At 62.0% G+C, this 23,290-nt stretch carries 18 protein-coding genes; 8 read left to right on the top strand and 10 right to left on the bottom strand.

Annotation, left to right across the window (positions count from 1 at the left end):
* Positions 1 to 2: 2 nt before the first annotated feature.
* Both Q1A53_RS07925 and Q1A53_RS07920 read left to right on the top strand, forming a co-directional pair.
* The gene (locus Q1A53_RS07925) at positions 3 to 566 is read left to right on the top strand and encodes a DUF3833 domain-containing protein (protein WP_299964827.1); all 564 of its coding nucleotides are present in this window, start codon (positions 3 to 5) and stop codon (positions 564 to 566) included.
* Positions 563 to 1,294: an SDR family NAD(P)-dependent oxidoreductase gene (locus tag Q1A53_RS07920; protein WP_299964824.1), complete on the top strand. Its 732-nt coding sequence runs from the start codon at positions 563 to 565 to the stop codon at positions 1,292 to 1,294. The genes Q1A53_RS07925 and Q1A53_RS07920 overlap by 4 nt, the downstream gene beginning before the upstream one ends.
* On the opposite strand, the gene Q1A53_RS07915 is transcribed toward Q1A53_RS07920, so the two are convergent.
* From Q1A53_RS07915 to Q1A53_RS07905, 3 genes are read right to left on the bottom strand one after another with little or no spacing between them, the layout of a single operon-like run.
* Positions 1,273 to 2,352 carry a saccharopine dehydrogenase gene (locus Q1A53_RS07915; protein WP_299964820.1) on the bottom strand — a complete coding sequence of 360 codons (1,080 nt, stop codon included), beginning with the start codon at positions 2,350 to 2,352 and terminating at the stop codon, positions 1,273 to 1,275. The two genes, Q1A53_RS07920 and Q1A53_RS07915, sit on opposite strands and share 22 nt — an antisense overlap.
* Positions 2,349 to 2,966, bottom strand: a complete 618-nt coding sequence (locus Q1A53_RS07910; protein ID WP_299964817.1) for a glutathione S-transferase family protein — start codon at positions 2,964 to 2,966, stop codon at positions 2,349 to 2,351. Before Q1A53_RS07910 ends, Q1A53_RS07915 begins: the two co-directional genes overlap by 4 nt.
* Positions 2,967 to 2,990: 24 nt before the next feature.
* Positions 2,991 to 3,644 carry a histidine phosphatase family protein gene (locus Q1A53_RS07905; protein ID WP_299964815.1) on the bottom strand — a complete coding sequence of 218 codons (654 nt, stop codon included), beginning with the start codon at positions 3,642 to 3,644 and terminating at the stop codon, positions 2,991 to 2,993.
* Positions 3,645 to 3,866: 222 nt separating this feature from the next.
* Here Q1A53_RS07905 and fdhF point away from each other — a divergent pair, with 222 nt between their 5' ends.
* Entirely contained in the window at positions 3,867 to 6,632 is a 2,766-nt protein-coding gene (gene fdhF / locus Q1A53_RS07900) for a formate dehydrogenase subunit alpha (protein WP_299964813.1), read from the top strand.
* 57 nt (positions 6,633 to 6,689) lie between these two features.
* Entirely contained in the window at positions 6,690 to 7,451 is a 762-nt protein-coding gene (gene radC / locus Q1A53_RS07895; RefSeq protein WP_299965268.1) for a DNA repair protein RadC, read from the top strand.
* Between the two features lie 1,428 nt (positions 7,452 to 8,879).
* On the opposite strand, the gene secA is transcribed toward radC, so the two are convergent.
* Entirely contained in the window at positions 8,880 to 11,615 is a 2,736-nt protein-coding gene (gene secA / locus Q1A53_RS07890) for a preprotein translocase subunit SecA (RefSeq protein ID WP_299964810.1), read from the bottom strand.
* Positions 11,616 to 11,789: 174 nt separating this feature from the next.
* On the opposite strand from secA, the gene Q1A53_RS07885 reads away from it, so the two are divergent.
* The 3 genes from Q1A53_RS07885 to Q1A53_RS07875 are packed head-to-tail and all read left to right on the top strand — an operon-like array spanning position 11,790 to position 14,289.
* On the top strand, positions 11,790 to 12,653 hold the full coding sequence (locus tag Q1A53_RS07885; RefSeq protein ID WP_299964808.1) for a peptidylprolyl isomerase: 864 nt from the start codon (positions 11,790 to 11,792) through the stop codon (positions 12,651 to 12,653).
* Positions 12,654 to 12,659: 6 nt separating this feature from the next.
* Positions 12,660 to 13,886, top strand: a complete 1,227-nt coding sequence (argJ, locus tag Q1A53_RS07880; RefSeq protein ID WP_299964806.1) for a bifunctional glutamate N-acetyltransferase/amino-acid acetyltransferase ArgJ — start codon at positions 12,660 to 12,662, stop codon at positions 13,884 to 13,886.
* Positions 13,887 to 13,890: 4 nt separating this feature from the next.
* The gene (locus tag Q1A53_RS07875) at positions 13,891 to 14,289 is read left to right on the top strand and encodes a (deoxy)nucleoside triphosphate pyrophosphohydrolase (protein ID WP_299964804.1); all 399 of its coding nucleotides are present in this window, start codon (positions 13,891 to 13,893) and stop codon (positions 14,287 to 14,289) included.
* 755 nt (positions 14,290 to 15,044) lie between these two features.
* On the opposite strand, the gene infB is transcribed toward Q1A53_RS07875, so the two are convergent.
* From infB to pip, 6 genes are all read right to left on the bottom strand, one after another.
* Positions 15,045 to 17,516, bottom strand: a complete 2,472-nt coding sequence (gene infB / locus Q1A53_RS07870; protein WP_299964801.1) for a translation initiation factor IF-2 — start codon at positions 17,514 to 17,516, stop codon at positions 15,045 to 15,047.
* 9 nt (positions 17,517 to 17,525) lie between these two features.
* Positions 17,526 to 18,146 (bottom strand): RNA-binding protein, encoded by a 621-nt coding sequence (locus Q1A53_RS07865; protein ID WP_299964800.1) that lies wholly within the window; start codon positions 18,144 to 18,146, stop codon positions 17,526 to 17,528.
* A gap of 22 nt (positions 18,147 to 18,168) precedes the next feature.
* On the bottom strand, positions 18,169 to 19,788 hold the full coding sequence (gene nusA / locus Q1A53_RS07860; RefSeq protein ID WP_299964799.1) for a transcription termination factor NusA: 1,620 nt from the start codon (positions 19,786 to 19,788) through the stop codon (positions 18,169 to 18,171).
* Positions 19,789 to 20,367, bottom strand: a complete 579-nt coding sequence (rimP, locus tag Q1A53_RS07855; protein ID WP_299964796.1) for a ribosome maturation factor RimP — start codon at positions 20,365 to 20,367, stop codon at positions 19,789 to 19,791.
* Positions 20,368 to 20,496: 129 nt separating this feature from the next.
* The gene (locus Q1A53_RS07850; RefSeq protein WP_299964794.1) at positions 20,497 to 21,399 is read right to left on the bottom strand and encodes an ABC transporter substrate-binding protein; all 903 of its coding nucleotides are present in this window, start codon (positions 21,397 to 21,399) and stop codon (positions 20,497 to 20,499) included.
* Complete coding sequence (gene pip / locus Q1A53_RS07845) at positions 21,396 to 22,367, bottom strand: prolyl aminopeptidase (protein ID WP_299964792.1); 972 nt, start codon at positions 22,365 to 22,367, stop codon at positions 21,396 to 21,398. Before pip ends, Q1A53_RS07850 begins: the two co-directional genes overlap by 4 nt.
* A 48-nt stretch (positions 22,368 to 22,415) precedes the next feature.
* Here pip and ubiG point away from each other — a divergent pair, with 48 nt between their 5' ends.
* On the top strand, positions 22,416 to 23,162 hold the full coding sequence (gene ubiG, locus Q1A53_RS07840; protein WP_299964790.1) for a bifunctional 2-polyprenyl-6-hydroxyphenol methylase/3-demethylubiquinol 3-O-methyltransferase UbiG: 747 nt from the start codon (positions 22,416 to 22,418) through the stop codon (positions 23,160 to 23,162).
* The last annotated feature ends 128 nt before the right edge of the window (positions 23,163 to 23,290 follow it).

Genomic DNA, 23,290 nt, shown 5'->3' with positions numbered 1-23,290 from the left:
ACATGGATGCCTGGATGTATCTTATCGTCGGGATTGTGCTGACACTGGGCGGGGTGGCGTTCGTCCACCGGACCTGGGGGTTTGTGGCCCAGAAACCGGAGGATTACGAGGACACTGGGCCCGCGTTTGACGTGCGGCAGCATCTGAACGGCCCGCTGCTCTGCGAAGGCGTGATCTACGGCCCCCTCGGCCGAGTGAGCAGCCGCTTTGTCGCCGAGTTCGACGCCACATGGGACGGCGACAAAGGGTCGATGAAGGAACATTTCGTCTACGATGACGGCAGCACGCAGGACCGCGAATGGCATCTGCACCTGCAGCCCGATGGCCATATCAAGGCCACCGCCGAGGACGTGGTCGGCGAAGGCGCGGGCCGTCAGACGGGCCCCACGGTTCTTTTGACCTACCGCATCCGGCTTCCGCAAGCCTCGGGCGGCCATGTCCTTAGCACGGTTGACTGGATGTATCTCACGCCCAATGGAACCATCATGAACCGGTCGCAGTTTCGTAAATTCGGGATCAAGGTGGCAGAGCTGGTCGCGACCATGCGACCCAAGGAGGCATCGTGAGAGACTTCAAAGGCAAGCGCTATTGGCTTGTTGGCGCGAGCGACGGTCTGGGGGCGGCACTGGCGCATCAGCTCAGCGAGGCGGGGGCGCATGTGATCGTCTCCGCCCGGTCGGAGGACAAGCTGCGCGCGCTGGTCGAGGACCTGCCGAATGAGGCAAGCTATCAGACCGTCGATGTGTCCGATGACGCAAGCGTTGAAGCCGCGGCAGAGGCCATCGGGCACGTGGATGGCTGCGTCTATTTGGCGGGTGTCTACTGGCCCTTTTCGGCGCAGGAATGGAACGCCGAGCAGGCAACCGCGATGGCGGACATCAACTTTACCGGGCTGGTGCGGGTGATGGGCACTGTCGTGCCCGGCATGGTGCGCCGGGATTCGGGCCATATCATGATCACGAGCAGTCTCACCGGGTTCCGCGGGTTGCCCGGCTCCATCGGCTACACGGCCTCAAAGGCGGGCACCATGTCGCTGGCGGAGTGCATGTACGCCGATTTGCGCACAACTGGGGTCGACGTTCAGGTCGGCAATCCGGGCTTCATCAAGACCCAGCTGACCGACAAGAACGATTTCAAGATGCCGTTTCTCATGACACCGGAAGAGGCGGCGGGCTACATGTTCCGGCACATGCAGGGCAACGGTTTCAAGATCAGTTTCCCGCGGCTCTTTTCGCTGGTTTTTCGGGGCAGTCAGTTTCTGCCCGACTGGCTCTACTTTCGCATATTCTCCTGAAGGCGTCCGAGATGGTCGCGAAAGAGCGCCTCGGCCCTGTTCCATACGGCAGCGTCTGGCTCCGGCAGGCTGTGCAGAACCGGCAGAAGTTGCTCGGCGAAATCCTCTGAGCTTTCCAGAGGTAACAGCGACGGCAGATTGTCGATGGCAGTCACGTCGAGCGGTGGGGCGTCGTGGACCCGCAGCGCGGGCTGTTCCCAGCTGGTCGCGCTGTCATAGAGCTTGATGGGGGAGAAATCGCTGTCCGGGTCGCAGGCGATGTCGGCGATCACGGTCAATCTGCGCGGATGTGTGGGGGTATCCGCCGGCACAAAGACCGGTGTGCCGGGGCGCGCCAGCACGCAGTTGAAGAAGAGGTCATGGCTGAGCACCTCTGGGAACGGTCCACCCGAGGCCGTCTCGGTCATGTCCCATTTGGTGCAGCCGACACCCATGGCGGTGCACAGATCCGTGACGCCCGTGCCGACACGTCCCAAAGCACCGATGATCAGGGCGGTGGGTCGGTGACTGCCAGTGCTCAGCAGATCGGACTGCAACTCTGCCAGCAGATGGGTGGAACTGGCCTGTGACGTCACCGGGCCTGCGATGCTGCCGCGTTGCTGTGCCGCCCAGCAGGTCAGCGCGACCGCTGCCCCGGCGTAGCCTGCCCAGTACCCGAAGGCAGCGAGGCGGCGATCCTCGTCGTCGGTCAGATACTCCAGATCGAGCAGGGTCCCGCCGCCGGTGGCAAAGCGCTGCAACAGGCGCAGCCCGGCGGGCTGGCCCTTGAAAGCATGGCCAAACATGATGTGACGATGCCGCAGGGGCGTGCCGTCGTCGGGCAATTCCTTGAGACCGAAGATGATCGCATCGCCGGGCGCCTCGGGCCAGCTGTGCGTGGGCACCATGGTGCAACCGGCAGCGGCGTAATCCGCGTCAGCGATCACCCGGGTAGGCCCGTGTTCAACGCTGATCCGGATGCCCGCGGCGAGCAGCCGCGCGGCTCCCTTGGGTGTCAGGCCCGTACGGGTTTCATTCTCGCGCTGTTCGGCCCGCAGCCACAGATGTGCACGGCTCATAGCATACCTTGGGCTGTCACCGCCCGGACCGAGGGGCGCGCGCGCATCCGGTCGAGGTAGGACGCGATTTGAGGAAAATCGCGTAAGGAGACGTTGTCTCCTTCCAGCCAGTTGCAGACGACAAAGGCATAAGGGTCGGCCAGCGATATCTGCGCGCCCATCACGAAATCGCCCCTCAAGCAGTGATCGGTAAAGAACTGCGCGGAGGCTGCCATGGTCGTGGGGGCCATCGCGGCCATGTCGTCAAAGCTCGACTGCTGGCTGGCCCAGCGGCTGCCGCGCCGCATGTGAGCATGGTTCACGTGCATGGTCGAGGCGAGGTAGTACATGACGCTGCGCATCTGCGCGGCCTCTTCGGGCGCTTGCGGGATCAGACCTGCCGCGGGCGCCAGAGCCGCGATATATTCCAGCAGCGCGCCCGTTTCGGTCAGCAGCGTGCCGTCGTCTGTCTCCAGCGCGGGCACGCGGCCTTTGGGGTTGAGCGTGAGATAGGCCGGTTTGGTCTGTTCCGCGCTGGCGAAATCCACCAGCACGGGGTCATAGGCGAGACCCGCTTCCTCCAACGCGATGGCGGTGGCGACGGAGATTGTGCGGGGGGCGTAGTAAAGGCGCATGGGGCGGCTCCTTTTGGACTGCGGTCAGACGTGGGTTTGGGCGTGGTGCCTGTCCGGCGCTTCGAGATGCGGAATGGCGTTGAACATCGTGGGCGACAGCCTGCCGCCGATGGGAAAAATCCTGTGCTGCGAGGTATTGTAGATCGCCAGCGCCATCTGCGCCATGCCCTCGATATCGAGCCGCAGCATCTGGCGCATGGCCATGGAAATGAGCCCGCCGGAGGTCACGACGAGCGCGGGGCCATCGCCCGCGGCAATCTCCTCCAGCGCCGCGGCCACGCGCGCGTCGAACTCGGCGAAGCGCTCGGGCGCGCCCTCGATCAGATCCCGCTGCCAGTAATCGAAGACCTGGGGCAGATGCGCGGTGAAGCTGACGTTGTCACTGGGGAAGGGCACGCCGTGCTCTTGCTCCAGCGCGCGGGCCAGGGTGAGGTATTCCAGCTCATTGAGCCGCGCGTCCCGCACGGGTTTCAGCCCGGTGTCCATGGAGGCCGCAGTGTCGATGTGCCGGTTCAGCGTACCGGTGTAGAGCCGCGCGTGGTGCTGGTGACCCGCGCGCAGGTGGCTGCCCAGCCAGGCGGATTGCTGATGGCCGAGCGGGCTGAGCTGGTCGTAGCTTGCTTCGTCTTTGGCGCCGGAATTGGCCTGACCGTGGCGGATGAGTGTGATGTGAGACATGTGGTTTCCGGATCCTGACGCTCTGTCATAGGGCAGCGGTGCGGGGGTTGGAAGCGGGGGGCGTGCCTCCGGCGGGAGTTTCTTTGGCAAGATGACAGGGGAGCCTATCGGAAACAGCCCGGGCAGATGGTGGCGCAAAATCGATGTCGGGCGTCGGGAAAGGGGCTGCCGGTAGGGTCCGGGGACGCGTACACTCCCGACAGGTTTTGAGGGAGTGCCGTCATGGGCGAGACCATCACATTCACCCTGGATGGGTCAGAGGTTGAGGCCGAGGCCGGCATGACCATTTGGGAAGTTGCCAACGGTCGGGGTCTGGTGATCCCGCATCTGTGCCACAAGCCAGCCCCCGGGTATCGGCCCGATGGCAATTGCCGCGCCTGCATGGTGGAGATCCAGGGCGAGCGGACACTGGCGGCCTCCTGCATTCGGGAGCCTGCGGAGGGGATGGTTGTGACAACCAACTCCGCACGGGCGGAGGGTGCGCGCAAGATGGTGGTGGAGATGCTGCTCGCGGATCAGCCCGAGCAGGAGGTGGCGCACGACAAGTCGAGCCATCTGTGGGACATGGCCGCGCTGAACGGTGTGGAAGGCAGCCGGTTTCCCAAGCTGGAGGAGGGGCGGATACCGCCGCTGGATGACAGTCACGTAGCGATGTCGGTGAACCTCGATGCCTGCATTCAGTGCGGGCTCTGTGTGCGGGCCTGTCGTGAGGTACAGGTCAATGATGTGATCGGCATGGCGGGGCGCGGGCATGATGCCTATCCGACTTTTGATATGGCGGATCCGATGGGCGACAGCACCTGTGTGGCCTGCGGGGAATGCGTGCAGGCCTGTCCGACCGGCGCGCTGATGCCCGCCACCGTCGTGGACGAGGCGCAGGTCGGGGACAGCAAGGACTTCGATAGCGAGGTCGAGAGCATCTGTCCTTTCTGTGGTGTCGGCTGTCAGGTGTCGCTGAAGGTCAAGGACGGCCGGGTCAAATACGTTGAAGGCATCAATGGCCCCGCGAATGAAGGGCGGCTTTGCGTCAAGGGGCGGTTTGGGTTTGACTACATCCATCATGACCATCGGCTGACAAAGCCGCTGATCCGGCGTGACGATGCACCGGCGAAAGGTCTGAACGTGGATCCGGGCAACTGGTCCACGCATTTCCGTGAGGCGACGTGGGAGGAAGCGCTCGATTTTGCCGCCAAAGGTATGAAGGGCCGGGGGCGCGAGATTGCGGGCTTCGGCTCCGCCAAATGCACCAATGAAGAGGCATATCTGTTCCAGAAGCTGATCCGACAGGGGTTTGGGCACAACAACGTCGATCACTGCACGCGGCTGTGCCATGCGTCCTCGGTCGCGGCGCTGATGGAGAATGTGGGATCGGGTGCCGTGACCGCGACCTTCAACGAGATCGAAAATGCGGATGTGGCGATTGCCATCGGCTGCAACCCGATTGAGAACCATCCCGTCGCCGCGACCTTCTTCAAACAATTCACCAAGCGGGGCGGTAAGCTCATTGTGATGGACCCGCGGGGGCAGGCGCTAAAACGCTTTGCCAGCCACATGCTGCAGTTTCGCCCGGGCGCAGATGTGTCGATGCTGAACGCGATCATGCATGTGATCGTGGAGGAGGTGCTCTACGATCAGCAGTACATCGAGGCCTATACCGAGAACTGGGAGGCGGAAAAGGCGCATCTGGCGGATTTCAGCCCCGAGGCGATGGCGCCCATTTGCGGGATCGAGCCCGAGGTGCTGCGGGACGTGGCGCGGACCTTTGCGGGGGCGAAGGCCGCGATGATCTTCTGGGGGATGGGGATTTCCCAGCACATCCACGGCACGGATAACTCCCGCTGTCTGATCAGTCTGGCGCTGATGACGGGCCAAGTGGGGCGTCCGGGCGCGGGGCTGCATCCGCTGCGTGGACAGAATAACGTGCAGGGGGCGTCCGATGCTGGGCTGATCCCGATGTTCCTTCCGGATTATCAGCCGGTCACCGATGATGGCGTGCGCTCTGCCTTTACCAAGGTCTGGGGCACCGCGGATTTCTCCAACGAACGCGGGCTGACGGTGACGGAGATCATGGATGCGGTCCATGAGGGCAAGATCAAGGGCATGTATGTGCTGGGTGAAAACCCGGCCATGTCGGACCCGGATGTGGAACATGCGCGCGATGCTCTGGCCAAGCTCGACCATCTGGTGGTGCAGGATATCTTTCTGACGGAGACCGCCAATTTTGCCGATGTGATCCTGCCTGCTTCGGCCTTTGCCGAGAAATCGGGGACCGTGACCAACACCAACCGGCAGGTGCAGATGGGGCGCCCCGCGGTGCCGCCGCCTGGTGACGCGCGTGAGGATTGGTGGATCGAGGTTGAACTGGCTGGGCGGCTTGGGCTGCCGTGGGACTATGAAAGCCCGGCGGATGTGTTTGCCGAGATGAAACACAACATGCGCAGCCTCGACAACATCACCTGGGACAGGCTCTCGGGCGAGAATGCCGTGACATATCCTTCGCTCAGCCCCGAAGATCCGGGTCAGGCAATTGTGTTCGGTGACGGCTTTCCGCGCCCCGAAGGTCGCGCGCGGTTCACCCCTGCGAGTGTGATCGCGCCCGATGATGTGCCCGACGAAGACTACCCGATGATCCTGACCACCGGGCGACAGCTGGAGCATTGGCATACAGGCTCGATGACGCGGCGGTCTGCGGTGCTCGACGGGTTGGAGCCGGAGGCGAACTGCTCGCTGCACCCATCTACCCTGCGCAAGCTCGGTGTGGCCCCGGGCGAGCATGTGCAGCTGACCACCAAGCGGGGCAGCATCTCCATCATGGCGCGGGAGGATCGCGCGGTCTCTCCCGATATGGTGTTCCTGCCGTTTGCCTATGTGGAGGCTGCGGCCAACATCCTGACCAACCCCGCGGTGGACCCCTACGGCAAGATCCCGGAGTTCAAGTTCTCGGCCGTGCGGGTCGAGAAGGCCGAGAACGCGGTCGCAGCAGAATAGTTGATAGCGCGGACCGGCTTTAACCAATCAGAAACCATGATCCGGCACAGTCGGGCCATGACGCAGGATCCGAACACCTTTGCCGAATCGACTCTGCCGTTTCTGCTGGACGAGGCGGAGCCTGTGCCTTTGCCCTCGGGTCAGACACCTTCTTACATCGCGGACCATCGCAAGCGATTGCGTAGCCGCTTTATGGAAGGTGGTGCCGGTGCCATGCCGGACTATGAAATGCTGGAGCTTGTGCTCTTCCGGGCGATACCCCGGCGCGACGTCAAACCGCTTGCGCGCGCTTTGATGGAACGGTTCGGCGATTTCAACCGGGTGTTGACGGCCCCCGTGGCACGGTTGCGCGACATCAATGGCGTCGGCGAGGCGGTGATTACCGAGCTCAAGATCGTGGAGGCTGCGGCCCACCGCATGGCGCGCGCCCGTGTTATTCAGCAGAATGTGGTCAGCAGTTGGGACGCGCTGCTGGATTACTGCCACACCACCATGGCCCACCGCGAGACGGAGCAGTTTCGCGTGCTCTACCTCGACCGCAAGAATGTGGTGATCGCCGATGAGGAACAAGCAAAAGGAACGGTGGATCACGTGCCCGTCTACCCGCGCGAGGTCGCCAAGCGGGCACTTGAGTTGAACGCCAGCGCGCTGATCCTTGTGCATAACCATCCCTCGGGCGATCCCAGCCCATCGCAGGCTGATATCTCCATGACGGATCAGATCAACAATGCCTGTCTGGCACTGGGTCTGACACTGCATGACCATCTGATCATCGGAAAATCCAACGAGCTCAGCTTTCGGGCAGAAGGGTATCTGTAGGGACCCGCCAGACGACAGGTCGCGCACTCATCATCAGAACTGATCCTTTCGGTCGCGGGACAACGGGAGCCTGCCGCGAGCCGGTGTTGATGGTGCCGGAAGTCCTGCTCTCGGGCGGTTGTGTTGAAAAACCAGCGGATCCCTTACCGGGACGAGGCCGAAAACCGAATGGTTTTTTGCTGCCCGGTCCGATCCGCGCAAGCCCTTGCGGCAGCGTTTTAATATGTCGGTGTCGCTCTAGCGGAACCCAGCGTCCACGCGGTTGCTGGCGGCTGGATCCATTGATGCCTCACCGCCGTCCCTTGGCACAGGTTTCGCAAAGCCCGCGAATTCTGCGATCCCTTCTGAGCCGTGCGGGTCCAGCATCTGGGCAACCGCAGCATGAACCGTCTCTGCCGGGCGGGCCTCGCACTGGCTTGGGTGGAACGCGCGCCCTGGCCGAACCCGACGAACAGTAGATCGCGGATGTCATATTTTCCGACCCGAACGGCATCATCCTGAAGACGACAGAGGGTGCCTGCGCTCTCCGAGCAGATGGGCCATACGCTGCAGTTCGGTTTCGGGCATCCTTTCAGCAATCGCGCTCACGATGCGACTACCATGATCGGGCAGCGAGTGGTCTTGCATCGGCTCATCACCATCTGTGCCGCACAGTCTTTGGCGTGATCAAGAAGGTAACGGGCAGTGGAAGGCAGAGTTGCTCAGGCATGTTAAGGATAGCAGAGGCCGTCAGAGGATAGATTGCAGTCTGGACGCCGTGCCTGTCCACCACCTCCGCTACTGCGCATGTCTTCGTCGGCGCAAGACGGTGCAAGACAATGGGATCGGGCCATCGCATCATGCCGAGCGCCTTAGTATCTGCACGCACACGATCCATCACTGACTGGCTGTCGGCACCACGCTTCAACTCACCCGACAACTGGGGAGAATGCGATCTGCGGTCCGGCCAACCGGCACCACATGCAGCATCAAGGGCAGGTCGACCGTCTGTCCTGCTACGGTTTGGCGCAAACTGCGCTGACGAAATCGACCAGTTCGGTCTACGCGCTGCAACGACCGTCGAGGGCAGGAGCATGGGCTGGCATCTCGACTGCGTCTGACCCTAGTTTGATTTCCGCTGCGCTTTGAGCAGAGCAGCGCGCGCTCGACAGTGTGATCCGCATCATAGACATCCAGCAGCGGTGCAGGCGTTGCCGGTAAAGTCCACACCACCCCCATCCACTGTCAGCGCATCACCGCGCGTCTCAAGCCCGAAAGGTCGCCGTCAAATCCCAGCGGCCCGCAACTATCAGGAATACCTGTGCCGCAGGCGCTGAAGAAAGAGAGGCCAGTACACCAAAGGCGGCATAGATCCTCCGTCGCATCCACGTGCTTCGCACGCTGCCTTAGGGCGGATTGACGAAGGTTTTTGCCGGTGGCGCAGACGGCCTAGACCAGACGTCCGTGACAGTGTTTGAACTTCTTGCCGGATCCACAGGGGCAGGGGTCATTGCGACCGGGGTTGCCCCAGGTGGTGGGATCGCCCTCGACGAAACCAGCCAACGGCGCGCCAGCGGCTGCTGTCTGAGCCGGTGCGCCACCGGCGGGCGCAGCACCGCCTGCAGCACCAGCGGAGGTCGCCGCAGCTTGTGCCGCCTGTTGCTGCGCGCGGATCTGTTCCAGCATCTCGCGCTGCTCATCCTCGGACAGCGGTCGGATTTGCGACAGCTTTTGCGTCACGTCCGAGCGCAGGCTGTCCAGCATCCCTTCGAACAACTGAAACGATTCATTTTTGTATTCGTTTAGTGGATCGCGCTGCGCGTAGCCTCGGAACCCCACGACCGACCGCAGATGTTCAAGCGTAAGCAGGTGTTCGCGCCACTTCGCGTCGATGGACTGCAAAAGCAACTGCTTTTCGATGTTGCGCATGTTCTCGGAACCGAACTGCTCGGCTTTGCTGGCCATGAAGCTGTCGGATGCCTCAACCAGACGCTCACGCATCACATCGTCATCCACGCCCTCTTCCTCGGCCCATTCCGCGGCGGGAACGTTGACGCCTAATTGCTCCGCCACCGCGGTTTGAAGGCCCTCGGCGTCCCACTGATCGGCGTAGGTGTTGGGCGGCAGATATTCGTCGATCATGTCATCAATGACCTGATGCCGCATGTCGGTGGTGATCTCGCTGAGGTCCGCCGCCTCCATGATGTCGCGCCGCTGGGTAAAGATCACCTTGCGCTGCTCGTTCATCACATCGTCGAATTTCAGCAGCTGCTTGCGGATGTCAAAGTTGCGCCCTTCGACCTTGGCCTGCGCACGTTCGAGCGATTTGTTGACCCAAGGGTGGACGATGGCCTCGCCTTCCTTCAGGCCCAGCGTCGTCAGCACCTTCTCCAGCCGTTCCGAGCCGAAGATGCGCATGAGGTCATCTTCGAGACTGAGGTAGAAGGACGACCGCCCCGGGTCCCCCTGACGGCCCGAGCGACCGCGAAGTTGGTTGTCGATCCGGCGGCTCTCGTGCCGTTCGGAGGCCAGAACATAGAGCCCGCCTGCTTCCAGCACCTTAGCCTTTTCGCCTGCGTGCTCCGGTTCGATCTGCGCGCGGATCTCGTCGGGGTCCGCCTCCGGGTCGGCGGCGATGGCGTTCATCACCTGCATGTCCACGTTGCCGCCGAGCTGAATGTCTGTCCCGCGCCCCGCCATGTTGGTGGCGATGGTCACTGCGCCGAACTTACCGGCATCTGCGACGATCTGGGCCTCCTGCTCGTGCTGGCGCGCGTTGAGCACATTGTGGGGGATCTTCGCGTCGGTCAGCATACTGCTGAGCGCTTCGGATTTTTCAATGGAGGTGGTGCCGACCAGCACAGGCTGACCCTTGGCGTTGCTTTCCTTGATCTGCTCCAGCATCGCCTCGTATTTCTCGCGCACGGTGCGGTAGACCTGATCGTCCTCATCAACCCGCGCGATGGGCTTGTTGGTGGGGATCTCGACCACACCCAGCCCGTAGATCTCCTGAAATTCTTCCGCCTCCGTAAGCGCGGTACCGGTCATCCCGGCGAGCTTGTCGTAAAGACGGAAGTAGTTCTGGAAGGTGACCGACGCCAGCGTGACGTTCTCGGGCTTGATATTGACGCCTTCCTTGGCCTCGATGGCTTGGTGCAACCCGTCCGACAGCCGCCGCCCCGCCATCATGCGGCCGGTAAACTCGTCAATCAGCACCACATCGTCGTCGCGGACGATATAGTCCTTGTCGCGCTGAAAGAGCTTATGCGCGCGCAGACCCTGATTGACGTGGTGCACGATGGTGGTGCTCTCGGGGTCATAAAGCGTGTGGCCCTCTTCCAGCAGATCGCGCTCGCGCAGCAACCCTTCGAGGAACTCGTTGCCCTCGTCGGTGAAGGTGACATTGCGAGTTTTCTCGTCCAGCTCGAAATGGCTGTCGTCCAGCTCCGGGATGACCACGTCGATGGTCTTGTACATATCGGACCGGTCCTGCGCGGGGCCGGAGATGATCAGCGGTGTCCGCGCCTCGTCAATCAGGATCGAATCAACCTCGTCCACGATGGCGAAGTTGTGATGCTTCTGAAAAATCTGGCTCAGCTCGGACTTCATGTTATCGCGGAGGTAATCGAACCCAAGCTCGTTGTTCGTGGCGTAGGTGATGTCTCTGTCGTAGGCGGCGCGCTTTTCCTCCTCGGGCATGTCGGAATGCGCGACCCCGGTGCTGAGCCCGAGCGCGCCGAATACCTGACCCATCCAGGCCGCATCCCGCTTGGCAAGGTATTCGTTCACGGTGACAATATGAACACCCTTGCCCGTCAGCGCGTTGAGGTAAGCGGCAAAGGTTGCCGTCAGGGTCTTGCCCTCACCCGTCTTCTGTTCGGCGATATTGCCACGGTGCAGAAAGACCGCGCCGATCAGCTGCGTATCAAAGGCCCGCAGCCCAAGCGCACGCCGTGCGGCCTCGCGGCAGTTGGCAAAAGCCTCGGGCAACAGATCGTCGAGGCTCTCACCCTCGAGCGCCCGCACCCGGAGCGCTTCGGTCTTCTCTTTGATCTCAAGATCGCTGAGCGCCTCATACTCCGGTTCCAATGCGTTGATCGCGTCAATCAGGGGGCGGGTCGCTTTGACTTTGCGGTCATTGGGCGTGCCAAAAACCTTTTTCGCGAGTGTTCCGATGCCCAGCATGCATTCTCCAGCCGAAGTTGTACGATTGGTGCCGATGTGCTTGCTCGTCCGCGACACAGCCCATAGATAAGACGGACTGGTCACCCTTTGACCAAGCCCATAGGGCGATGTAAGGGGCGCGCCAAACCGTGTCAATGTTGCGCTTTTCGCGCACCGCAGCCCAAGGACCGATCCATGCACAAACACCTCAGACCCCTGGCCGGTGCGGCTCTTTCGCTTTGCCTGGCGCTCCCCGGCTGGGCGCAGGATACGGCCCCCGCTGAGGAGCCGACGGCCGCGACGGTACTTGCCACCGTCAACGGCGAAGAGATCACCCTGGGCCATGTGATCGCAGCCCGTGAAACGCTCCCGGAGCAGTATAACAACGTGCCTGCGGACGAGCTTTACAACGGTATCCTTCAACAATTGATCCAACAGACAGCGCTGGCTCAGAACCTCGGCGATCAGCTGCCCCTGCGGCTCCAGAAGGTGCTGGAGAACGAGGTCCGCTCGCGCAAGGCTTTTGGCGCGATCACCATGCTTGTCGACGGCACCGTGACCGAAGAAGAGATACAGGCGCTCTATGATGAGCAGTTCGGCAGCATTGATCCAGAGGAGGAATATAACGCCTCCCACATCCTGCTGAAGACCGAAGAGGAAGCCATCGCTGTCAAGGAAGCGCTGGATGGTGGGGCGGATTTCGCCGTGACCGCACGCGATAAATCCACCGGCCCCTCCGGTCCCAATGGTGGTCAGCTTGGCTGGTTCGGCGCGGGCATGATGGTCCCGGACTTTGAGGCGGCGACGATCGCCTTGGGGGTCGGTGAAATCTCCGATCCGGTGCAGACGCAATTTGGCTGGCACATCATCCGGCTCAACGATGCACGCGAGACGGCGATCCCGACGCTGGAAGATGTCCGCGATCAGCTGACCGCAGAGCTGGAAAACATCAAGGCGCAGGAAATTATCTCCACCGCGCCGGAAGATGCGGATGTGCAGATGCGGGCGGAACCGGCGATCGACCCTGAGCTGGTGAACCGGACCGACCTGTTGGACTGATCCGGGATGGCCAAGAAGACCTCAGTCTCGCCGCTCGCCCCGGCAGCCTTTCCGGCATTGCAGCCCGTTGAAGGTGTTCGCTTTGCGACGGTTGCAGCGGGCGTGCGCTACCGGGGGCGTGACGATGTGATGCTGGCGCAACTGGATCCGGGCACGGTGCTGGCGGGCGTTTTCACCACCTCCTCGACCCGCGCGGCACCCGTGCTGGACTGCGAAGAAAAGATCGGCGGTGCGTCGGAGGCCGGCGCGGTGATCCTGGTGAACTCCGGCAACGCCAATGCGTTCACCGGCGGCAGGGGGCGGGAGGCCGTCTCTGCCATCACCGACGCGGCGGCGCGGGCCTGTGATGTACCGCACGCCCGGGTCTTTACCTCATCCACCGGTGTGATTGGCGAACCTCTGCCCTTTGACCGGATCACAGCGCATCTGGATACGCTCGCAAAGGCACTCTCCCCCGACGGGATTGCCGCCGCGGCCCGTGCCATCATGACCACCGACACTTTTGCCAAGGGCGCCGGCGCAACGGTTGATCTGGGAGGTAAGACCGTGACCATCTCGGGCATCGCCAAAGGCTCTGGCATGATCGCGCCGGATATGGCCACCATGCTGGTCTATATCTTCACCGACGCCCGGATCGGCCAGGCGGACCTGCAGGACATGGTCAGCCGTCAGAACGCACGGACGTTCAATTGCATCACCGTGGATGGTGATACCTCAACCTCCGACACGATGCTGGTGGCAGCCACGGGTGCGTCGGGCGTCGATGTGACCGGTGACGCAGGCTTCGAGGCGGCGCTGCACAAGGTAATGCTGGATCTCGCGCACCAGGTGGTCCGTGACGGCGAAGGAGCGACGAAATTCGTCGAGATCCGGGTGAGCGGTGCCGTGAACGATAAAGACGCGCGCAGGCACGCCCTGTCGATTGCCAATTCCCCTTTGGTCAAGACGGCCATCGCCGGTGAAGATCCCAACTGGGGCCGTGTCGTGATGGCCGTCGGCAAGTCAGGCGCAGAGGCGGATCGCGATCAGCTCTCCATCCGCTTCGGCGATGTTCCCGTTGCTGAAAAAGGCTGGGTCAGCCCGGATTACGACGAGGCCGCCGCAGCCAGGCACATGAAGGAACAGAGCATTTTCATCACTGTCGATATCGGGCTGGGCGAGGGGGCTGCCACCGTCTGGACCTGCGATCTGACGCACGGGTACATCGACATCAACGCTGACTACCGGTCGTGATGCGATGAAAGTGGTTCTCGTCTCTGCGGTGGCGCTGATCGACGTGGATGGGCGCATCCTGCTGGCTCAACGACCCGAAGGGAAATCCATGGCAGGGCTGTGGGAGTTTCCGGGCGGCAAGGTTGAATCCGGCGAGACACCCGAAGCGGCGCTGATCCGCGAGTTGGAAGAGGAGTTGGGGATCAACACGTGGCAGTCTTGCCTCGCGCCCTTGACCTTTGCCAGCCACAGCTACGATGATTTTCACCTGCTGATGCCGCTCTTTGCCTGCCGCAAGTGGGAAGGCACGCCGATTTCAAGAGAGAATCAGGCGTTGAAGTGGGTACGCTCCGCAGATCTGAAGCAATACCCTATGCCAGAGGCGGATATTCCGTTGATTCCCATCCTGCGCGACTGGCTGTGATCTAGGCAACTGCTTAAAATCGCATCACTTTTTCGGAGTGCTATCTCCATCAAAGCCATCTGCTGAAATTTTAAGCGGTTATGGGCAGTCGCTTGCTCGCCTTTAAGGCGACTGCCTACGCAAAAATTCGCCAATGCAGCAGAATGTGTCGAAATTGTTTATGGTAATTTAAGATAATTACGGTACGCTCAAACTAGTCTTATTCCTGGGGAGGAGAGAGGCATGTTACGAACGATCACTCTGGGGAGTGCTATTTCCATTCAAGGTCAATACGTTCGGGCGTTGCCCGATGGACGGATTGTCGTAAAGGTGGATGATACAAGCTACGCAGGTTCGCCCGTCGTTAAAGCGGCCTGAGTAACGCACTTGTAGCCAAGAAAGAGGGGATGGACATTTTGCCGTCCCCTTTTCCGCGTCGATTTGCAACTTGAACCAAAACAGTCAGCGTATTGTTGGCAAACTCAAGGCAGGCGTTTAGCGGCTGCAACAGGCGCCGCAGCTTTCCTGTAAACAACCGATACTGACATCCCGGCTTTTGGCGGGAGACACTGGCGCAAAATCTCAAAGGCTTCAGTGAAGATACTTGCGCCGAGCGATCACGCTCAGCGCTCCATCCGTTCCCGCCATGTCAAAGCCCGAAAAACCTTACAGTAAAACGCTTGGTGGCGTCTAACGAAGTACCTTACGCATCACGCAGAGCGTTGAAATCCAGGATTTCAGACAGCACTGCGTGACTTAGGTCTTCGCATGACGCCTTAGCTGAGCGTCCGGGTCACCTCTTCGCGCTCGAAGATCTCGATCACGTCATCGGCGCGGATATCGTCGTAGTTCTCGAACGCCATACCACATTCCTGACCGGACTGAACCTCCGCCACTTCATCCTTGAAGCGCTTGAGCGTTTTGAGCGTTCCTTCGTGGATCACCACGTTGTCGCGCAGCAGACGCACACCGGCCGAGCGGCGTGCAACGCCTTCGGTGACCAGACAGCCTGCAACCTTGCCGACACCGGTGACCTTGAAGACTTCCTTGATGGTCGCGTACCCGATGAAGTTCTCGCGGATCTCCGCGCTGAGCAGGCCAGAGGCCGCCGCTTTCACGTCGTCCACAAGGTCGTAGATCACCGAGTAGTAGCGGATCTCCACACCCTTCTGGTTGGCCGTGTTGCGTGCCGAGGCATTGGCCCGAACGTTGAAACCCATGATCGGCGCGCCGCTGGCTTCTGCCAGACCCACGTCCGTTTCCGTGATGGCCCCCACACCGGAGTGCAGAACACGCACACGCACCTCGTCGTTGCCGATTTTCTCCATCGCCTGAACGATAGCCTCGGCAGAGCCCTGCACGTCCGCTTTAACCAGAATGGGCAGCTCGCTGACATTCTCGTCTGCCTTGGCGTTGGCCATCAGCTGTTCGAGCGTTGTGGCAGCACCCGCAGCCGCACGTTTGTCCTTGGCCGCATTTTCGCGGTACTCAGCAATTTCACGCGCCTGCGCTTCGGTATCTGTCACGTTCAGCACATCGCCTGCTTCGGGCGTACCGTTGAGGCCCAACACCTCGACCGGCACAGAAGGCCCGGCCTTTTTGACCCGGTCGCCTTTGTCGTTGATCAGCGCGCGGACCTTGCCGTACTGCTCGCCCACGACAAAGATATCGCCCTGCTGCAGCGTTCCGTTCTGAACCAGGACGGTGGCGACCGGCCCGCGACCCACGTCAAGCTGCGCTTCGATCACCGCGCCGATGGCCGCACGATCAGGGTTGGCCTTGAGCTCCAGGATCTCCGCTTGCAGCGCAATCGCTTCCAACAGCTCGTCCAGACCCTGACCCGTGATCGCGGAAACCTCGACATCCTGCACGTCACCGGACATCTTCTCGACGATGACCTCATGTTGCAGCAGATCCGTCCGCACCTTGTCGGGGTTCGCTGCCGGGCGGTCGATCTTGTTGATCGCCACGATCATCGGGACCTGCGCGGCCTTGGCGTGGTTGATCGCCTCGATGGTCTGAGGCATCACTGCGTCATCCGCAGCAACCACCAGAACGACGATGTCCGTCACCTGTGCCCCACGCGAGCGCATGGAGGTAAAGGCCGCGTGGCCCGGCGTGTCGAGGAAGCTCAACAACTGGCCGCTTTCGGTCTTCACCTGATAGGCACCGATGTGCTGGGTGATACCACCGGCCTCGCCCGCCACAACCTTGGCATTGCGGATTGCGTCCAGCAGAGAGGTCTTGCCGTGATCCACGTGACCCATGATCGTGATGACCGGTGGGCGTGACTGCAGATCCTTGGCGTCGTCTTCGATCTCCTTGATCACGTCCTCGACGTCCGCATCGGAGACCCGGACGACCTTATGGCCAAACTCTTCGACGATCAGCTCCGCGGTGTCCTGATCAATGGTCTGGTTCTGGGTGACCATCATGCCGTTGTTCATCAACGCCTTGACGACCTCGCCAACCTTCTCGGACATGCGGTTGGCCAGTTCCGAGACGACAATCGCCTCGGGCACCTGGACGTCGCGCACAACCTTTTCACGCTCGACCGGGCCACCCATGGCCTTTTGCCGCGCGCGTTCCTGCTTGCGCTTCATCGCCGCCATGGAGCGTTGGCGTCCACCTTCGCCGCCGCGCAGCGCCTGGTTCAGCGTCAGCTTGCCCGAGCGGCGATTGTCCTCGCCGCCCTTGCCACCGCGCTTGTTGTTGTCGCGCTCGCGCTCTTGCTTGCGCGGTGCAGCATCGGGTGCCTTGGCACTGGTCGGACGCGCCACCACAGGCTCGGCGGCGGGGGCGGCTGCCGCTTTGGCCGCTGCCTCGGCTTCATCCTTACGGCGTTGATCCTCTTCGGCCTTGGCCTTGAGGCTTTCCTCACGCTCCCGCTCGGCGCGCTCTTTCTCTTCCTGCTCGGCACGGCGGCGTTCACGATCTTCGGCGCGGGCCTTCTCTTCTGCCTCGCGGGCAGCAGCCTCTTCGACTTCACGCGCCTTGGCAGCCTGAACCGCCTTCAGACGACGCTCCATCTCCGCATCAGAAATGCCCGCAGGCCGTTTGGACGGATCGCCGATAGCGGCCCCGCCAGACCCGGACTTGGCGGCACCCGGCTTGGGCACCACGACACGCTTGCGCTTGGTCTCAACCACGACGTTCTTGGTCCGCCCGTGGCTAAAGCTCTGCTTTACGTTGCCCGGACGCGCGCCGCCGCGCAGACCCAATGTTTTCTTGCCGTCAGTATCGCTCATGAAGCTCGTCTATCCTTTCGGATGGCCGTTGCCACCCATCAATTCGCGCACGCCTTTTAGTCGGTTGGCTTCCTCTACAACACGTTGCGTGAGTCCACCAGAGGCGAGCGCCCCATGTATCACAGTTTGACGTCCGAATGCCAAACCCAATTCCTCTGCCGTCAGCCAGCCGATGTAGTGGCCGAAATGCGGCGTACTCAGTTTCGACTTGCCGCGTCCCGACCCGTCGACGGCCTGGATCAATACTTCGGCTTCTTCCATCTGAAGCCAGTTCTTCACCTTTTCGTAGCCCGCGACGGCCTTGCCTGCCTTGCGCTGGAGCGAGATCAGATCGACCACACGCCGGGCCAGCTGTCGTTCGACCTCCGCAACCAGATCATCGGGCAGCGTCACCGCCTGTTTGGCACCGCGCGCAAAGAGCCGTTTCTTCACGGCCATTTCAAGGGCGGCGCGGTCCGCAGCCACATAGATGCCACGGCCGGGCAGCTTGCCCAGAACATCCGGCACGATCTGACCCGCGGGTCCGACCACAAAACGGATAAGCCCAAATTTAGGCTGCACCTCGCCCGTGGCAATACACTTGCGGTCAGGACCGTCACCGCGGTCTTTGGGAGCGCCACCGCGACCCATCAGGAGACCCCGAGGCCTGAAATCAGACCCCGGCTTCCTCCGTTTCGGCATCCTCGTCCGTCTCTTCGGCCTCGGCCTCCAGATCGGCGGGATCGACCCAGCCCAGCAGGACGCGGGCGGTCATGATCAGATCCTGAGCTTCTTCCAGCGAGATGTCGAAGGGTTCGAGCACCCCATCGTCCTTGACGCGCTCGCCGTCCACGGTCGTCCAGCCGCCGGCCAGTTCCCAATCCGCACAGGTCGCAAAATCTTCGAGGGTTTTGACGTCGTCCTTGGCTAGCGCCTCTACCATTTGGGGGGTCAGCCCCTCAAATTCAATAAGGCTGTCCTCCACACCCATGCTTCGCGCGTTTTCAAGAGCGGCCTTGTTCTGCGCTTCGAGCACGTCTTGGGCGCGGGCCTGCAGCTCTTTTGCGGTGTCTTCGTCCACACCGTCGATCACCAGCAACTCGTCCAGCTCGACGTATGCCACTTCTTCGAGGTTGGTAAAACCTTCGGAAACAAGCAGTTGCGCAAAGAACTCATCCAGATCGAGATTGTCGACAAAGAGTTTCGTGCGCAGCTCGAACTCGGCCTGACGGCGCTGGCTCTCCTGCTCTTCGGTCATGATGTCGATGTCGAGCCCGGTCAGCTGCGACGCCAGCCGCACGTTCTGACCGCGACGACCGATGGCGAGGCTCAGCTGCTCCTCGGGTACCACCACCTCGATCTTGCCCGCTTCCTCGTCCAGAACCACTTTGGACACTTCGGCAGGCTGCAGCGCGTTCACCAGGAACGTGGGCTGGTCTTCGTTCCACGGAATGATGTCGATCTTCTCGCCCTGCAGCTCATTTACGACGGCCTGCACGCGGGAGCCGCGCATACCGACACAAGCGCCCACCGGGTCGATGGAGTTGTCATAGGAAATCACCGCGATCTTGGCGCGCGAACCCGGGTCGCGCGCGACCGCCTTGATCTCGATGATGCCGTCGTAGATCTCGGGCACTTCCATCTTGAAAAGCTCGGCCATGAACTCCGGCGCCGTGCGCGACAGGAAGATCTGCGGGCCGCGCTGTTCGCGCCGCACGTCCTTGATGTAGACGCGGATGCGATCATTGGGCCGGTAGCTTTCACGCCCGATCTTTTCATTGCGGCGCAGGATCGCCTCGCCCGCGCCCACATCAACGATGACGTTGCCATACTCTTCGCGCTTGACCAGACCGTTGATGATCGTGCCCGCGCGGTCCTTGAATTCCTCGAACTGGCGATCACGCTCGGCTTCGCGCACCTTTTGGAGAATCACCTGCTTGGCGGATTGCGCGGCGATGCGGCCCATCTCGACCGGGGGAACCTCTTCGACGAACTCCTGCCCGACCTCCGGGTTTTCCATGTATTGCTTGGCCTGCTCGACGGTGAATTCGGCCTGGTAATTCTCCAGCTCTTCTTCCTCGACCACGGTACGCACACGGGTAAAGGTCGCGCGGCCCGTCTTGCGGTCGATGCTGACGCGGATGTCCATTTCAGCGCCGTAGCGGGACTTGGCCGCACGCGCGAGCGATTCTTCCATCGCCTCGACCACCAGCGCGGGGTCGATCATCTTTTCGCGGGCCACGGCCTCAGCGGTTTGCAACAGCTCAAGCTGGTTCGCAGACGTAATTGCCATCTAGTTGTCTCCTTCCGCGGACCCTTCGGTCTCGATCTCGTCAAATTTCGTCTCGTCAATGGCGCCCGACGCTTTGCGCTGGCGCAGCATTTCCTTGATCAACTCATCCGTCAGCACCAGCTTTGCATCCGACAGCCAGTCGAACTTCAGGCCAATGGTGCCTTCGTCCACATTAATCAGTACTTCGCCGTCCTCGACGCCCGCCAGCTCACCCTTGAAGCGGCGGCGACCGTCGATCATCTCGCCCGTCTCGATCTTGGCCTCGTAACCTTCAAAAGCCTCGAAATCCTTCAGCCGCGTCAGCGGACGGTCAATCCCGGGGCTCGAGACCTCCAGCGTGTACTCATCAAGGATCGGGTCCTCCACATCCAGCACGGCGCTCACCGCCTGACTGATCTCGGCGCAGTCGTCGACCTCGATCCCGCCATCGGGTTTGTCGGCCATGATCTGCAGAGTCGTGGATTTGCCCGACATCAGCCGCACGCGCACCAGCTCAAACCCCATGTCCTCGATCACCGGGGTGATGATCTCGGCCATGCGGCGGTCGATGGCGGCTTTTGCGATCAGATCGTTGGTCATGGAACCCTTCGGGCACAAAAAAACGGGCGCGCGGCCCGTGTGATTTTCCGGTGGAGCGTTGGGTGTGGACCCCGACGCGCCGCTATTGATGCTGATATACGCACAGCGGCGCGGCTGTGCAACCCCGGATCAGCCGGACGCCATCCACCAGCGCTCGGCAGCGCGCAGATTGTCGAGCGGCCAGCGCGTCCCGATCCCCGCGGGCAGGGCGACGCCCGCCTGGATGGCCGCGCTCATCGCATGAACGTCCGGCAGCAGGCGGATGTCCTGGGTCGTGCCAATCAACGCGCGCTCCGCCAGATCCGCCGCATCGACCAACCCTTCTCTCAACGCTTGCGCGCGCACCGCATCAGCGGGCACCGAGACCAGTTCCACGCTGTCAAACCACCCGGCGGTGCCGTCCTTGTAGTGGTCCTCGACCCGTGTCCCGATGAACTGCCGACCGGGCAGGAATTTCGCCGTCCGGTAAAGCCCGGTGCCGGTACCCTCGCGGATGGCATCCTCCAAGCGGTCGCCCGGCAGGATCACCAGCGCAGGCGTGCTGAGCCGGTAGGGAAAGTCCGCATCCCCCTGCCGCAGGGTGATCCGCAACTGCCCGGTGCCCTGCGTCTCGATCCGTATGACATCGGCCAGAAGCCCCTGTCCGTGCAGCGCCAGCGAGGCCGCAACATCCTCAGCCACCAGTGTTTTGCCGTTGTGAAAGAGCACGTCACGCCGCAGATCGAGGGTCCAGACATCCGCTTGCGGGTTTCCCCGCCAACCGGTCGCCAGTTCCCCGCGCAGGGTCCCGTCGGCGGCAATCTCGGTGAGGGTATCAAAGGCCGCCCCCGCCATCGCCACCTGCATGAAGAGACCCTGTGCGGCGCGCGGGTCGAACGTATCGTCGCGCGCGGCACCCGAGAGCGCCATGCGCAGACGCCCGCCCCGTTGCGGTGCCGGACCTGCCGAAAGCCCTGTCGCGGCCAGCAGCGCCGCAGCAGCACCCGACGCAAAAAGCGCCCGCCGGTCCATCTGCGACCGCGCGCCGCTCATCTACCGCCGATCCTGTCCATCGTCCGCACCAGCTCCGCGCTGATGCCGGGTTCTGACAGGGCGTGGCCCGCATTGCGCACCATTTTCAGCTCGCAATTGTCCCACAGCTGCGACAGCGCGTAGGCGCCATCTGGCGGGCAGATCATGTCATAGCGTCCCTGTACAATCACGCCGGGGATATGCGCGATCCGCCCCACATGGGCGAGGATCTGGCCATCGAATTCCAGAAAGCCGTTGTTCGAGAAATAGTGATTCTCCAGCCGGGCAAAGGCCCGCGCGTATTCGCCGGGGCTTTCGCTTGTCGAACCGGAAGAATAGATCGACGCGAGCGCATTTTCCCAAGCGGACCAGGCGCGGGCGTAGCGCGTCTCCAACGCCATGTCACCGGAGAAGAGCCGCCGGTGATAGGCCGCAATCAGATCGCCGCGCTCGTCCTCGGGGATCAGACCCACGAACCGTGCCCAGACCTCGGGCCAGAACTTGCCCGCGCCCCCACCGTAGAACCAAGCAAGCTCGTCCCGTGTCATCAGGAAGACACCGCGCAGCACGAGATGGCTCACCCGGTCGGGATGCGCCTGCGAGTAGATCAGCGCCAGCGTCGCCCCCCAGCTGCCGCCGAATGCGATCCACTGCGGGATGCCCAGCTCATGGCGAATGAGCTCGATGTCGTCCACCAGATGCCATGTCGTGTTGTTGATCACGCTCGCATGCGGCCGCGACCGGCCACAGCCACGCTGATCAAACAGGATCACCCGGTAGATCTCAGGATCGAAATACCGCCGCATTGCCGGGCTGCAGCCGCCACCCGGACCGCCATGCAACACCACGACCGGAATGCCCTCGGGGTTACCGCATTGCTCCACGTAGACCTTGTGGCCCTGCCCCACATCGAGCATGCGCTGATCGAACGGGTCGATCGGCGGGTACAGATACTGCACTGCGCGCTTTTGGTCCGAGTATTTGTCCATTACCCGCCTATATAATACGAAAATGCACATGAGCACATGGAGAAGAGAATGCAAGCGGCACAATCGACCATCGACCCCGCAGAGATCGCGAAATTCGAGGCGATGGCAGCGGAGTGGTGGGACGAAAACGGCAAGTTCAAACCGCTGCACATGCTCAACCCCTGCAGGCTCGACTATATCACCAGCCAGATCGCGGCAGAATTCGACCGGAATCTGAAGGCACCGACCCCGTTCGAAGGGTTGCGGTTGCTCGACATCGGCTGCGGTGGCGGTCTGCTGGCGGAGCCCATGGCACGGCTGGGCGCGGATGTGGTCGGTGCGGATGCGGCAGAGCGGAACATACCCGTCGCCAAGCTGCACGCCGAGCAATCGGGCCTGGAGATCGACTATCGCCACACCACCGCCGAAGACATGGCAGCAGCGGGCGAGCAATTCGACGTGGTGCTGAACATGGAGGTGGTCGAACACGTGGCATCACCGCCCGACTATCTGCGCGCCTGTCATGATCTGTTGAAACCCGGCGGCCTGCACATTTGCTCGACCCTGAACCGCAACCCGAAGTCCTACGTGATGGCGATCATCGGCGCGGAGCACGTGATGCGCTGGCTGCCCAAGGGCACCCATGAATGGTCAAAATTCATCACACCGGATGAGCTCTATGATCTGCTGCGCGGCGCGGGGCTCGACCCTGTGGATCGCAAGGGATTCGTATTCAATCCGCTCGACTGGTCATGGAGTCTATCGGACCGCGATCTGAGCGTGAACTACGTGACCGCGAGTGTGAGACCACGCTGACGCGTCGCTCCTGCACCGAACAGCGCGACGGATGTCATGGGGGTGCATGGTTTTTCGAAAAACCATGCAGTGGCGAAAGGTGGCAATCACCTAAACTCAGTCAGGCACGCCGGGCGACAGTCAGCGGA

Origin of the sequence: uncultured Roseobacter sp., assembly GCF_947496515.1 — a bacterium.
In the GTDB taxonomy this organism is placed as follows: domain Bacteria; phylum Pseudomonadota; class Alphaproteobacteria; order Rhodobacterales; family Rhodobacteraceae; genus Roseobacter.
The sequence above is the reverse complement of the archived record's forward strand: the minus strand, read 5'-3'. Positions and strand labels throughout refer to the sequence as shown.

Excerpts from the sequence above, each read along its gene's own strand:
- Q1A53_RS07865 (WP_299964800.1), bottom strand. The coding sequence starts at position 18,146 with ATGGGTCGCGGTGGCGCTCCCAAAGACCGCGGTGACGGTCCTGACCGC.
- radC (WP_299965268.1), top strand. The coding sequence starts at position 6,690 with ATGACGCAGGATCCGAACACCTTTGCCGAATCGACTCTGCCGTTTCTG.
- rimP (WP_299964796.1), bottom strand. The coding sequence starts at position 20,367 with ATGACCAACGATCTGATCGCAAAAGCCGCCATCGACCGCCGCATGGCC.
- Q1A53_RS07915 (WP_299964820.1), bottom strand. The coding sequence starts at position 2,352 with ATGAGCCGTGCACATCTGTGGCTGCGGGCCGAACAGCGCGAGAATGAA.
- ubiG (WP_299964790.1), top strand. The coding sequence starts at position 22,416 with ATGCAAGCGGCACAATCGACCATCGACCCCGCAGAGATCGCGAAATTC.
- nusA (WP_299964799.1), bottom strand. The coding sequence starts at position 19,788 with ATGGCAATTACGTCTGCGAACCAGCTTGAGCTGTTGCAAACCGCTGAG.
- argJ (WP_299964806.1), top strand. The coding sequence starts at position 12,660 with ATGGCCAAGAAGACCTCAGTCTCGCCGCTCGCCCCGGCAGCCTTTCCG.
- Q1A53_RS07875 (WP_299964804.1), top strand. The coding sequence starts at position 13,891 with ATGAAAGTGGTTCTCGTCTCTGCGGTGGCGCTGATCGACGTGGATGGG.
- Q1A53_RS07910 (WP_299964817.1), bottom strand. The coding sequence starts at position 2,966 with ATGCGCCTTTACTACGCCCCCCGCACAATCTCCGTCGCCACCGCCATC.
- Q1A53_RS07885 (WP_299964808.1), top strand. The coding sequence starts at position 11,790 with ATGCACAAACACCTCAGACCCCTGGCCGGTGCGGCTCTTTCGCTTTGC.
- Q1A53_RS07925 (WP_299964827.1), top strand. The coding sequence starts at position 3 with ATGGATGCCTGGATGTATCTTATCGTCGGGATTGTGCTGACACTGGGC.
- pip (WP_299964792.1), bottom strand. The coding sequence starts at position 22,367 with ATGGACAAATACTCGGACCAAAAGCGCGCAGTGCAGTATCTGTACCCG.
- Q1A53_RS07850 (WP_299964794.1), bottom strand. The coding sequence starts at position 21,399 with ATGAGCGGCGCGCGGTCGCAGATGGACCGGCGGGCGCTTTTTGCGTCG.
- infB (WP_299964801.1), bottom strand. The coding sequence starts at position 17,516 with ATGAGCGATACTGACGGCAAGAAAACATTGGGTCTGCGCGGCGGCGCG.
- fdhF (WP_299964813.1), top strand. The coding sequence starts at position 3,867 with ATGGGCGAGACCATCACATTCACCCTGGATGGGTCAGAGGTTGAGGCC.
- Q1A53_RS07905 (WP_299964815.1), bottom strand. The coding sequence starts at position 3,644 with ATGTCTCACATCACACTCATCCGCCACGGTCAGGCCAATTCCGGCGCC.
- secA (WP_299964810.1), bottom strand. The coding sequence starts at position 11,615 with ATGCTGGGCATCGGAACACTCGCGAAAAAGGTTTTTGGCACGCCCAAT.